The 12,099-nt window shown below is 71.4% G+C and carries 7 protein-coding genes, 1 tRNA gene and 1 pseudogene; 4 read left to right on the top strand and 5 right to left on the bottom strand.

Going from position 1 to position 12,099, the window contains the following annotated elements; genetic code table 11:
- Positions 1 to 114: 114 nt before the first annotated feature.
- The 4 genes from FXF50_RS00290 to FXF50_RS00275 all read right to left on the bottom strand — a co-directional run bounded on the left by FXF50_RS00290 (position 115) and on the right by FXF50_RS00275 (position 4,892).
- Positions 115 to 741: a hypothetical protein gene (locus FXF50_RS00290; RefSeq protein WP_148425171.1), complete on the bottom strand. Its 627-nt coding sequence runs from the start codon at positions 739 to 741 to the stop codon at positions 115 to 117.
- Positions 742 to 1,683: 942 nt separating this feature from the next.
- Positions 1,684 to 4,194: a choice-of-anchor L domain-containing protein gene (locus tag FXF50_RS00285; RefSeq protein WP_148425170.1), complete on the bottom strand. Its 2,511-nt coding sequence runs from the start codon at positions 4,192 to 4,194 to the stop codon at positions 1,684 to 1,686.
- Positions 4,195 to 4,504: 310 nt separating this feature from the next.
- Positions 4,505 to 4,753, bottom strand: coding sequence for a hypothetical protein (locus FXF50_RS29610; protein ID WP_148425169.1), 249 nt, complete (start codon positions 4,751 to 4,753; stop codon positions 4,505 to 4,507).
- A 55-nt stretch (positions 4,754 to 4,808) separates the two neighbouring features.
- Positions 4,809 to 4,892: transfer RNA gene (locus FXF50_RS00275), tRNA-Leu, on the bottom strand.
- Positions 4,893 to 4,986: 94 nt separating this feature from the next.
- On the opposite strand from FXF50_RS00275, the pseudogene FXF50_RS30180 reads away from it, so the two are divergent.
- A pseudogene (locus FXF50_RS30180) lies at positions 4,987 to 5,298 on the top strand (hypothetical protein); the annotation flags it as partial.
- A gap of 788 nt (positions 5,299 to 6,086) precedes the next feature.
- Here FXF50_RS30180 and FXF50_RS29095 read toward each other — a convergent pair.
- Complete coding sequence (locus FXF50_RS29095) at positions 6,087 to 6,518, bottom strand: hypothetical protein (protein WP_222865982.1); 432 nt, start codon at positions 6,516 to 6,518, stop codon at positions 6,087 to 6,089.
- 1,060 nt (positions 6,519 to 7,578) lie between these two features.
- Here FXF50_RS29095 and FXF50_RS30175 point away from each other — a divergent pair.
- From FXF50_RS30175 to FXF50_RS00255, 3 genes are all read left to right on the top strand, one after another.
- Positions 7,579 to 8,304, top strand: a complete 726-nt coding sequence (locus FXF50_RS30175) for a fibronectin type III domain-containing protein (RefSeq protein ID WP_148425662.1) — start codon at positions 7,579 to 7,581, stop codon at positions 8,302 to 8,304.
- A 205-nt stretch (positions 8,305 to 8,509) separates the two neighbouring features.
- On the top strand, positions 8,510 to 11,074 hold the full coding sequence (locus FXF50_RS00260; protein ID WP_255509859.1) for a fibronectin type III domain-containing protein: 2,565 nt from the start codon (positions 8,510 to 8,512) through the stop codon (positions 11,072 to 11,074).
- A gap of 29 nt (positions 11,075 to 11,103) precedes the next feature.
- Entirely contained in the window at positions 11,104 to 12,099 is a 996-nt protein-coding gene (locus FXF50_RS00255) for a MoxR family ATPase (protein ID WP_148425167.1), read from the top strand.

Raw genomic sequence — 12,099 nt, 5'->3', positions numbered from 1 at the left:
CCAACAACGCGCCACCTCCACCGTCCTCGCCGACGGTCGCTCAGGGAACGCAGGCTGCTAGAGCGCCAAGCCCCGACACCTGTCCCGCACGCAAGACGAACAAGACGAGGGTCATCACGCTTCGAGAATGTTCCGCAGGTCGCTCAACGACTGCTCGCTGAGCAACGACGGCGTCGCTTCGAGCATCAACTGGACGCCCCGCCCGAGCTGCTGCTCCGTGAGCGTCACCATCGCGCTGGTCAACTCTCTCGTGTCGCTGCTGTTCTCGCTCTCCACGTCACGAACCATCTGCAGCTGATCAGCCGCAAACAGTTTCGCCGCCAAGGTTGTGACGATGCGCCGCCGCGCTTCGGCCTTGTTCATCCCGGCCCGGTATGCCTCGAGCACGGCCACCACGTCGTACGACGCTTCTGCAGGCGCAGACTCCACCGGCCGCGCCGCTTCGACCGGGCCAACCGTCGCCTCTACCCGGACGACCTGGTCGCCACCGCTACCGATGCTGGCCAGCGTTCTCCAGGCTGACGTCGCGACAGATGCCACCGCAGATCCTACAGCCGGGATGGCCGACGCCACAGCCGATCCGACAGCCGGGATCGCCGAGGCCACAGCCGGAATCGCCTGCTCACTCACCCACCTCACGATGTGCGGCCTGGCATTTTCAAGGACGTCGCGGGCCACGTCGACAGCGAGCTGACGAAACATCTGCTCGAATTCAGAGCGGAGAGATGCCTGCGGGTCCATCACATGCCTCCGCCGACCATGGCGCCCGTGACCTGGCTCAGCTTGATGCTGCTTGCGCCATGCGTCAGGAGACTGAGCTCCGCAGGGCCTTCCGGCGACCGGCAGAGACGCGTTGCCTCGTCATAGCTGAAACACATCACCCGGCGTTGCATCGCTGACCCCATCTGCTGAACCGCCCGCACCGCGCCGCATCGTCGCAGACTCGCCGCAGAACGCGCCACCCCGCAGCATGCCCACCCCCGAAGCCATCTGACGAAGACGGGTCGTGCGCGGCTCCCGATCAATGCAGGAATGACGGATGGCAGGTCGCGGACGATCGGCACCAGAGCGGGGTGGGATGAACAGCTACCTGTTCAAGCTGATCCGGGCGTCCATCCCGCTGACGCACGAGCAGCTGCCACCCCGTGCCATACCCGTGCTGATTCCTACAACTAGCCCTAAGCCCAGGGGCCGGCCGAGTGAAGCCTCGAGTTGATACCTTCGGTCTTCTCTGGGAGGTCACGCCAGGCCGCTCGACCGCATCACCGCAGGTCAAAGCCCTCGTCCCTATCTGGTGTCGGCGAGCACTTCGGGGATGGTGACCACTACGCCAACCTGCACCCAATCTGCTCCCACCTGCAAGGCCGGGCTATGCAGCGGCTCCTTACCGCCGTGACCTGCGCATACTCCCCTGCCAGGCGACATAGAGCCCTGTCGACTGCTGCGCAAAGCCGCTGAGCACTCCGTGTGAAGCAGGACGCCGCACTGACTCTGACCTGCGGAAACGAGAAGCCGCAGCCAGGGGTGGGTGCGGTTGCACACCGTTGGGTGCCGTTCGACGCAGTTGAGGACCGATCGAACTGGCACCCTTCCCCGCAACTCAGGGCAGGGAAGCACGAAGGCCGCTCCCCTGCCCCGGTCATCAATGCTTGTCGATTATTCCGGTTCTCTGTTGGCGGATGACTAGTCCGTCCAGATACCGCCATCAACGAGTGCGACGGCGCTGTCGTAGATCCCGTCGGAGGTATCGGCCACTGCGATCCGGACGGTCACCGGCACTCCCGGGGCGACCGGTACGGAGCAGGTCAGCGGAACAGTAAGACCGTCCATGCTGGTGGAGTATCCGGCCGCGCCGGTGGAGTTGTCGACATAGTAGGTGCTGTTCTCGCCCGCGTTGATCGTGTTGATCGACACCGGTGTCGTGGTGCCTGGGACAAACGAGCAGTTCTTGCCGTTGACGTAGACGGCCATCACGTCGTTGAACTGGCTGCCGACATACTCGGGATACTCCTCGCTGGCGAACACGTAGCGGACGTGAAGCGTGGGTGCGCTCGGCACCAGGGTCACCTGGTATGAGGCGGCGTCATGGGTGGCGTATCCCGCCAAGGCCGACAGATCTGCGTCGCCGGGTAGTCCGAGCTCTGTGCTGGCGAACTGGTCGGGTGTACCGACGGCGTCGGAGATCCGTCCCGTGCTCAGTACCCACGCCTTTTTACCGGGCACAAACCCGTCCACATGGCCCCACTGGTCGGCGGACCCGGAGGTGGAGTCGCTGACCTTGGACACGCCGGGACCGAGCAGTGAGTCCGGCGTGCCGGTGGGGATGCTGCAGCCCTTTGGGAACTCCCAAGGTGAACCGGGGTAGGGCAGTTCCCCGTTCAGGGCGTCGAGGGTGATGTTCTGGCTCCAGGACCAGCTATTGAGCCAGGCTTTCGCCGTGAGGCTCAGCCCCGCCGACAACGAGGCCTTGAGGTGGCTGCAGTTGTTGTAGTTCGGGTCCCCCAGCGGGAAGTGGGCCTTGTAACTTGCATCGAGAGGGTAGATCTGGCCCTTCACTCCGGCGATCACGCCTGCGTTGGCGGTGCCAACGCCAGGACCGACGGTCAGGGCGCCGCCGGCCTCGAGGTCGACCGCACCGTTAAGCGAGACCAGCGGGGTCAGGGGTGAGGCGTCCAGGATGGCTGACCCGAAGAAGGATGCGCCATCTTTTACTGTCATCGAGCCGGCCACGTGGACCCCGCCAGTGACGGTGGCTCCGATGTTGGAAACTTTCAGTGCGCCGGAGACGGTGAACCGCACGGTCGGCTCGAGCATTACTGATAGCGGGACCGGGTTGACAGTCAGCGTCTTGAACACCTTAGGCAACGGCAGCACGCAGTCGTACTTCGCGCCAACATCGATCGAAGCTGCCCCGATAACCTTTGCCGTCAGTGCCATGTCCAGGGATGCGCCGGTCGGGATATCCACGCCGAGGAAGCGGTACTTGTCCAGCTTGGTCTTGAAGTGGCCCGCGAGCGCAATGCTCGGGGCGTACTCGACCTTCGTTCCGACGCTGATGTGGCAAAGGCCTGCGGAGACTGAAGGCGCAGGCGGGACGTCCGCTGTCATCGGCGCGGCCGCCCCGGCAACGCTCTTCGACGCGGCACTGCCCTTGCCAGCCTTGGTGCGTGTCGCGGGCTTCTTCATTGCCGTGCCGCTGGACTTTGCGCTGGGTGCTGCGGCCGACGGCGCGGTGGTCGGGGACGCGAGGATGTCGGCGTCGGTGGTGAACGAGTCGACCGAGAGTTCGTAGTAGTCAAAGGCGTCGCTCAGACCGCCCGCTACGAGGTCGAGCGCCCTTCCGTTACTGGACACACCGCTGACGACGCCCAAGTAGCCGCCCGGTAGCGCCGGTGAGACCGGCAGGACAACGGCCGCGCCGAGCAGCGGAGTGCGTACACCCTCGTTGAGCACGATCCGGACGCCGTCACCGGTCGTAGCCGCCGATGCGATGTCGTCCGCGTTGGCGATGAACGTCGAGGGCTGTGTCACATACGAGGCATTTGTAGATCCAGCTGGGGAGGCAGTCGTCACCGATATGACCAGTGGCCCATACCAACGGCTGTGGTCCTTGGCGAACAGGGAGTAGGAGTACTGGGCGCCGGGCGCAAGTCCACTGTCGGTGGCGCTTGTCCCGTCGGTCGGCACGAAGGCGCCTTCGTCCACCTTTCTTGGTGCGGTGGGTCCCACTGCACGCCGCAGGGCGAACCGCCAACTGTCGGCGGCGGTCCAGCGCAGCGCGACCGTGGTCCGGTCGAGGCTTGTCACGTGGAGGTCGCGGGGACCGCCTTCCCATTCGTAGATCACGGTCAGAGGCGTGGTGGCTCCGGGACGGACGACCGCCTCCGGCCTCGACGACTGCCCGACATACCTTGCCCCGCCGAACTCGATCGCGGGAAGGTTCACGTGATATGCCCCAGCGGGCATCGACAGCGTCAGCGTCGCCGTCGTGCTGGCGGGTGGCTTTGCGGCTACCAGTTGCGTCTTGCCGTCCAGGAAGATCGTCGCCGGCACCCCCTCCGGGGCGTTGATCGTCACCTTCACCGCGCCCGCGCCCGATGCCGCCAATGCCGTACCGGAGTTGAGAAAGAGGGCAGCGATTGTGGCGGTTGCCGCAAACGCCGCGACAGCTAAGCGGATTCTCTTGATGCCCATGTGCTCTGCCCCTTCGGGATACAGACCGACCAGCCCACCAAGCGCCCCCACTGGCTGCCGGCTCAGGCTGGCACAAGAATGTTCGTGATTTCGTAAGCGGTCAATCACCCAGCGGTGCGGCACGAAAGCCGATCATCCAACAAAGACAACCTTCACCGCTGTCGCCCCCATCCGCCGCTCAGCCGAGCGCCTCGAATTCGTGCCGGCGGATGAGGCAATGTTCGATGCCAAGCGTTTACAAAATCTCCGCCCGCCGCTGAAAGTCAGCATTCTGACAGCTCAATCAGGAATCAGGGCCCCGGCAAAGTCGTCAGGTGATGCCGAGCATTGCCAGCGGGCGGGTGCTGTCGCGGGCGTGATGCCGGTTGGCCGCGGCGATGTTGGCGATTCCGGCGGTGGGCAGGGCACCGATGGCGGCGTCGCGTAGGGAGGCCATAGCCTCGGGCCCGGTCCCGGTGCGGATCTCGGCGACATCGCCGCCGCCCTTCGCGACGCCGACCCCGCCGACAAGGCCGAGGTCTACCGCCAACTCGGCCTCCGGCTCACCTACCAGCCGCAAACGCAAACGGTGCGCGCTTCAGTGGATCTAAGCGCGCACCGTGGGTAATGGTTTGTGTCCGAGGGGGGACTTGAACCCCCACGCCCTATACGGGCACTAGCACCTCAAGCTAGCGCGTCTGCCATTCCGCCACCCGGACCTGCTCGTCCAGCCTACCCTGTCGACCGAGGTGATCTTCTCACCGGTTCGGCCGCCCCGGGGGGCCGCACGGGGCATTACTGTACACGGCCCAGGTGGATCATGCACATCGTCATCACGCCGCCGCGTTTCCCCAGCTCAGTCGGCCGGGCCGGCGGCCCGACACGGCAGCCGAGACCGGATGCTGGGGGGTGGGTAGCGAGGAACCGGCGATTCCGGGCAGCATTGCTCACGTGTCCCACCCCTCCCCCCTGACCGCCGCTCAACACCAGGCCCTCGCGCTGCGCTCCGCCGGTGACCTGGCGACCGCCCGCCGCCTGCTCGCCGACGCGATCGCGGCGGCCCGACCGGCCTACGGTGAGGACCACCCCGACGTACTCGCCACCGGCCACCTGCTGGCCCGACTGCACCGCGAGGCCGACGACCCCGCCGCCGCCCGGCGGGTCCTCGAAGAGGCGTACGCGGCTGGCGAGCGTCGCCGCACCGACAGCGACCCGCTGATGCTCGCCCTCAGCTTCGACCTCGCCGGCGTGGCGGAGGAGCTCGGCAACCGGCACGAGGCCCGCCGCAACTACACCCGCGTGGCCACCGCCGGGCCCGCCGTGCTCGGTCCGGACCACCCCGCGGTACGCGCAGCCCGCCACTACCTCGGCGGCTCCGCCGCCGCTCCCGTCCCGCCCGGACCGCACCCCGGCGGCTCCGCCGCCGCTGCCGGCCCACAGCCCGAACCAGGGGCGCTGTCCGGGCCGACCATGTCGCTGCCGGCGGTGCAGCAGCCGTACCCGTCGCAGCCCGCCCCGCCCCACCCCGGCGCTCCCGCGGCCCCCGCCGGCGTCCCGTCGGCGCCCGCCGCTATTCGGCCGATGCCTGCCGCCGTCCCCCCGCCGCCCGCCGCCGTCCCGCCGGTGCCCGGTTCCGAATGGGCGCCCCCGCCGGGGCCGGCCCGACCGGCACCCTGGGCACCGCCCGCTCCCGGCCCGGCGACCCACCTGCTGCCGCCACCGCCGCCCGCGCCGGTCAGCGCCGCCCCCACCTCGGCCCCGCTGCCGCCGCCTCCGGCCGTCCCCGCGCCGACGCCCGCTCCCCCGCCCCAGGCGTTCGGGCCGGGTGCGCCAGTCAGCGGACCGCATGGTGGCTGGGCACCGCCAGCGGAGGCGACGACCCGGATCCCCGTACCGCCTACCGCCGGCCCCACTCAAGTGGCACCACCCGCCGCCGTGCCGCCGACTCCGGAGGGTTCGCCGGTCACCGCCGTGCCGCCGGCACCCGCGGTTACGCCAGTCACGCCGGTGCCGGCACCCGGGGTTATGCCTGTCACGCCGGTGCCGCCGCCTGGGATCGTGCCGGTCAACGCCGTGCCGCCGGCGCCCGGAGTCACGCCGGTTACGTCTCGACCCCCGGTTGTTCCGGCGACGCCGCCGAACCCCGTCCCGATGGCGCCCGCCCCGCCTACCGCGCACCCCATGCCGCACGCGCCCAGCTCCGCGCCGCCCGCCGCGCCGTCGATCCCGTTGCCGCCGGCGCCGGTCATCCCGCCTCCGGTCCGACCCGTGTCGACGCCGCCCGCGTCCGCCCCGGGGTCGGCCGCGCCGAACTCCGCTGCGCCCGGTCCGATGGTTCCGCCCACCGCGGCGACCGTCCCGCCGGCGCCGAGGATCCCGGCCCCGACCTCCGCCCCGCCCGGGTCCGGCGTACTTCCTCCGCCGCCGCCCATCCCGGTCTCCGCCCTGCCGACGTCCGGTGCGCCGACCGCGGCACCCACCTCGGCCCCACCAGGAGCCGGACCCGCAGCGGCCGTCCCACCACACCAGGCGCCCATGCCACCGGCCGCGGAAACGCGGGATTCCGGAGTGGGCGAGCGCATCGACGTGCCGGCAACACCCGCGCCGGGGTGGGACAAGCCGACCATCCAGGTGCAGCAGATCGGCCCGCTGCTCCGGGAGGAAGCAGAGCGGATCGCCGCCTCGTCGTCCCCCGGCGACGCGACCGCTCAGGTGAGCAGCCCGCCCACGAGCGCGCCCCCCACGGGCAACTCACCGGTGAGCGCGCCGCCCGTCAGTGCACCTCCAGTGCCCGGACCGCGCGTCAGCGCGTCACCCGTCAGCGGACCGCCCGTCAGCGCCCCGCCTATCAGCGCCCCACCCGCCAGCGGGCCGCCCGCCACTGGGCCGGTGTTCCCCCCACCGCAGGGTCACGGCGCGCTCCTACCGCCCCCGCCCATCAGTGGTCCGTTGACCACCACCAGCGGGGCACCCCTCCCGCCGCCGGTCAGCAGCCCGCCCGCCAGTGGCCCGGCGTTTCCGTCGCACCAGGGTGACGGCGCGGGCCACCCGTCCCCGGCCGCCAGTGGGCCGGCCCTGCCTCCGCAACCGGACAACGGTGCGCCCTTTCTGCCTCCGCCAGTCAGCGGTCCGCCGGTCTCCGCCGGACCGGGCATGGGCGCGCCCTTCGCCAGCCCACCGGGCGTCGACCCTCCGTTCAGCGGCCCACCGCCTGCCGCTCCCCCGCTGCCCGACCAGCCCGTCAGCGGCCCGCCCGGCCATCCCGTCAGCACCCCGCCCGCTCATCCGGTCAGTGGTCCGCCCGGCTACCCGGTGAGTGGGCCGCCGACGACCGGCTACCCGCCGCCGGTCAGCGGGCCGCCCGCGGCGGCGCCCGTCAGCGCCTCGCCCGTGCCCCCCTGGGGGATGACCGCACCGCCGTGGAGCAGCGCGGCCCCGCCGCAGCCGCTCGACCGGCCCGCCGACCCGCGTCCCGAGCCGGTGGTGGACGCACCCGTGGCGGCGGAACCGGACCCGGTCCCGGAGGCCGAGGACGAGGCGGGCCGGCCGCTGCCGGTCTACGAGGGGTTGCTGGAGTTCCCGGAGTCGAAGCAGCCGGACCCGGAGCCGTACCCGGGTCAGGGGGCCTGGCCGGCGGTGCCGCCGGCGTTCCACCAGCCGGCCGCGTACCCGGTGGTGGAGGAGCCGGAGCCGCGCGGCCGCAACCGGACGGTGGTGGCCGTGGTCGCCGGTGCCGCGGTGGTCGCGGTGGCGGCCGCCGTCGGCGTGGGCGCCGTGCTGCTCAACCGGGACCCGGCGCCGCCGCCCGGGCCGACGCCGACCGCGGCGAAGCCGAAGGTGAGCGGTCCGCCGCCGGGTGACCTGCAGTTGCAGGACAACACCACCACGATCACGGTCACCTGGACCGACCCGACGGGCGGCGGGGTGCCGTTCGTGGTGGCCGGCGGGCGGGCCGGGCAGAAGCTGGGCGTGATGGCCACGGTGGACGCGGGACAGACCCGCTACACCGTGAACGGGTTGAGTCCGAAGCTGGACTACTGCTTCACGGTGCTGGCCGTCTACTCGACGGACACCTACGCCACCTCGGGCCAGGTGTGCACCGACCGGGAGGGCGGGACGACGCCCAACTGACCGGCCACCGGCGACACGCTCGGTGTCCACAGGGGGACGGTGCGGGTTTGACCGGCACCGGCCGGCCCCTATGATGGCTCCCGGCTCTGGGGAGGGTCGACCGCGCGCGCCGCCCTCCCCCACCGACGCGGGAAGGCAGCCGCCAGTGACCACCATTGAGGACGTCACGAGCACCGGGCCGGAGACGGCCCGCCCCCGGTCCCGGATGCGAGGCGGGCTGGTGACCATCGGCACCGTGGCCGCGCTGCTGGCCGCCATGGGGTTGACCGTGCTCGGGCTGGGCGCCGCCGACAACGCGGTGGCCAACTTCGACGCCTCCTCCTGGTTGTGGAGCACCAGCCGCAGCGAGCTGGCCCGGGTCAACGGGGTCACCGCCCGGGTGGACACCCGGATGGAGGTGCCCGGCGGGCGGCGGCACCAGATGCAGGTCGCCCAGACCGACCGGCTGCTGATCCTGCGCGACCTGAACACCGGTCAGGTCAGCACGCTGGACCTGGCCACCCTCCAGATCACCGCCACCACGCCGACCGCGCCGGGCCTCGGGGTGAGCGTCGCGCTGCACGAGGACGCGGCGTTCGTCGTGGACGCGGTGCAGGGCATCGTCCGGCAGCTCGACCCGCGGTCGCTGACCCCGGTGGGCGAGCCGGTGCGTTACCCGCCGGGGATCACCGGCGGGGCGTTCGACGGCGCCGGCAAGCTGTGGGTCGCGGTGCCGAGCGAGGGCACCGTCTCGGCGGTCACGGCTGCCGAGCTGCCCGCCACGCCGGGCGCCGCTCCACCGGCCGGGCTCAGCCCGAAGCGGGTGGAGACGTACGAGGTCGCGGAGCCCGCACACGAGTTGGTGGTGTCCACGCTGGACGAGGGGGTGGCGGTGCTCGACCGCACCTCCGCCTCGCTGGTCACGGTGCGGGCCGGCCGGACGCTGCGGGCCGACCTGACGACGACCGCTCCGGGGAGCCTGCCGGCGCGCACCAGCGGTCCGCAGGTGCCGGTCACGGTGGCCGGTGAGCGGAAGGTGCACGTGGTCCGCGACAGCGACGAGGTGCAGCGGTTCACGGTGCCGGGTGCGGGTGAGCGGCTGAGCCCGGCGGTGGCCTGGGCGGGCCGGTTCTACTGCGCCGACGAGAACACCGGCACGGTCTACTCGTTCGACGCGAACGGGCAGCTCGTCGACACCATCAAGGGCTCCGGCCGGCCGGGCCCGATGGAGCTGGAGGTCCGCGAGAACCACCTGTTCATCAACCCGCCGAACTCCTCCACCGCCCAGGTCGTGGACGACCGGAACCAGGTGCGCGAGGTCAACAAGTACGCCAACGACGTGCTCGGCGGCGACCCGCCGCCGGTTGCCCCGCCGCCGCCTCCGCCGAAGAAGCCGAAGGTGGGCAAGCCGGGCGCGCCGCGCGCGGTGACCGCCGCCGCGGGGAACGCGTCGGCGCGGGTGAGCTGGCAGGCGGCCGCGTCCAACGGCGCCGAGATCACCCGGTACGTGGTGGAGGGCGCCGGCCAGCGCCACGAGGTGGGCGCGAACCAGCGTGCCCTGGAGATCACCGGTCTGACCAACGGTGAGACGTACACGTTCGCGGTGCACGCGGTGAACGCCAAGGGCGACGGGCCGGCGCGGAAGAGCAACCCGGTGACGCCGACCGCCGCCGTGCCGGACCCGCCGGCCAGTGTGACCGCGGAGGCCCGGCCGGACGGCACGGTGCTGGTGAAGTGGCCGGCGGCCAACGGCCAGGGCAACACCGTCACGAAGTACGCGGTGACGGCCAGCTCGGCGGGCGCGACCGCCCCGGCCGGCGAGTCGCCGAAGACCGAGCTGGTCATCCCGGCCGGCCAGCTGGAGTACGGCACGCAGTACGCCTTCACGGTGATCGCGGTGAGCGACAAGGGCGCCGGGTCGAAGGCGTCGCCGGTGAGCAACACGGTGGCGCCGTTCACCGTTCCTAAGGCGCCGACCGAGCTGCGTGCGTCCACGGTGGCCGACCAGCCCGGCACCATCGCGGTGCAGTGGGCGCCGGCCGTGGACAACGGCCGCCCGGTGACGAAGTACCTGGTGGAGGCCGCCGGCAAGACCACCGAGGTGACCGACGTGCAGGCCACGATCGGTGGGCTCGGCGACGGGCAGAACGTCACGGTGAAGGTGAAGGCCGTCAACGAGGCCGGTCCGGGCGCGGAGGCCAGCACCACCGCGCGCACGGTGGCCGCGCCCCGGGTCACGGTGACCGGTTCGTCGGCCGACGCCACCTCGGTGACGGTGACGTTCACCGTGGACGCGGGCGGCGGCCGGGCCACCTGCTCGGCCGCCACGGGCGGCAAGACCGCCAGCGGCAGCTGCTCCAGCCTGCGGGTGACCGGCCTGACGCCGGGCACGGCGTACACGGTGACGGTGACCGCGACCAACGCGGCGGGCAACGGCAGCGCGACCCGGGCGCAGTCGACCGACCCGGTGTACGGCGTGGCCACGTGCAAGAACGGCTCCTCCGGCGCGGAGGCCACCTACTGCAACTCCGACCGCGCCGGCCGCAACGGCAACGAGATCTTCGAGATCACCCAGCAGGTGGACAGCCGCCAGGCCGGCTGGGTGCCGGACGGCACGCGCCTGCGAACCTTCTGCAAGAAGCAGGGCGAAGAGGTCTACGCCTACATCTACAACAACGACAAGCGCAGCACCTGGTGGGTCCAGGTCGACTACAAGGGCAAGACCTACATCCCGTGGGCCTGGCTGAACCTGGAGGGCGGCGACAACCTCAACCTCCTGCCCACCTGCTGACCGCGCCGCACCGAGGAGCACCCGCGCCCGTGAACACCCACGAACCGCTCACCCAGCCGGAGGTGCAGGGCTTCGCCGCCCTGGCCGCCCGGCTGGCCGAGAACGTCAACGCGGTCGTGCTGGGCAAGCCGCAGGTGGTCCGGCTGGCGCTGACCGCCCTGTTCGCCCAGGGCCACGTCCTGCTGGAGGACGTGCCGGGGGTGGGCAAGACGACCCTGGCCCGGGCGATCGCGGCGACGGTCAAGGGGCAGTGGCGGCGCATCCAGTTCACCCCGGACCTGCTCCCCTCGGACGTGTCCGGGGTGACCATCTTCAACCAGGCCAGCCGGGGCTTCGAGTTCCACCCGGGGCCGGTCTTCGCGAACATCGTGATCGCCGACGAGATCAACCGGGCCTCGCCGAAGACCCAGTCGGCGCTGCTGGAGGTGATGGAGGAGCGCACGGTCACCGTGGACGGCGTACGCCACCCGGTGCCGCAGCCGTTCCTCGTGGTGGCCACCCAGAACCCGGTGGAGATGGACGGCACCTACCGGCTGCCCGAGGCCCAGCTCGACCGGTTCCTGGTGAAGCTGTCCGTCGGCTACCCGGACGAGGCGGTCGAGGTGGAGGTGCTGCGGGGCGCCACCCTGCGCTCCCCCGACTCGCTCACCGCGGTCACCGACACCGCCACCGTCGGCGAGATGGTGAAGATGGCCCGGCGGGTGCACATCGCCGAGCCGCTCTACGCGTACGCGGTGCGGCTGGCCGCGGCGACCCGCACCCACCCGCAGGTGCGGGTCGGGGTCAGCCCCCGGGGCGTGATCGCGCTGACCCGGGCGGCGTGCGCGTACGCGCTGATCGACGGGCGGGGCTGGATCATGCCGGAGGACCTGAAGACGCTGGTCGAGCCGGTCTTCGCGCACCGGCTACTGCTCACCCCGGACGCGCAGGTGCGCGGGGTGACCGCGGCCGACGTGCTGCGCCAGGCGGTCGCCTCGGTGCCGGTGCCGCTGCCGTCGGGCCAGCCCGCCCCGGTCCACGGCTGA

Source organism: Micromonospora sp. AP08 (assembly GCF_008085935.1).
GTDB classification, from domain to species: domain Bacteria; phylum Actinomycetota; class Actinomycetes; order Mycobacteriales; family Micromonosporaceae; genus Micromonospora; species Micromonospora chersina.
The sequence above is the reverse complement of the archived record's forward strand: the minus strand, read 5'-3'. Positions and strand labels throughout refer to the sequence as shown.

Coding starts and splice junctions, on each gene's coding strand:
- FXF50_RS00285 (WP_148425170.1), bottom strand. CDS start 4,194: ATGGGCATCAAGAGAATCCGCTTAGCTGTCGCGGCGTTTGCGGCAACC.
- FXF50_RS00260 (WP_255509859.1), top strand. CDS start 8,510: ATGCGAGGCGGGCTGGTGACCATCGGCACCGTGGCCGCGCTGCTGGCC.
- FXF50_RS30175 (WP_148425662.1), top strand. CDS start 7,579: ATGACCGCACCGCCGTGGAGCAGCGCGGCCCCGCCGCAGCCGCTCGAC.
- FXF50_RS00290 (WP_148425171.1), bottom strand. CDS start 741: ATGGACCCGCAGGCATCTCTCCGCTCTGAATTCGAGCAGATGTTTCGT.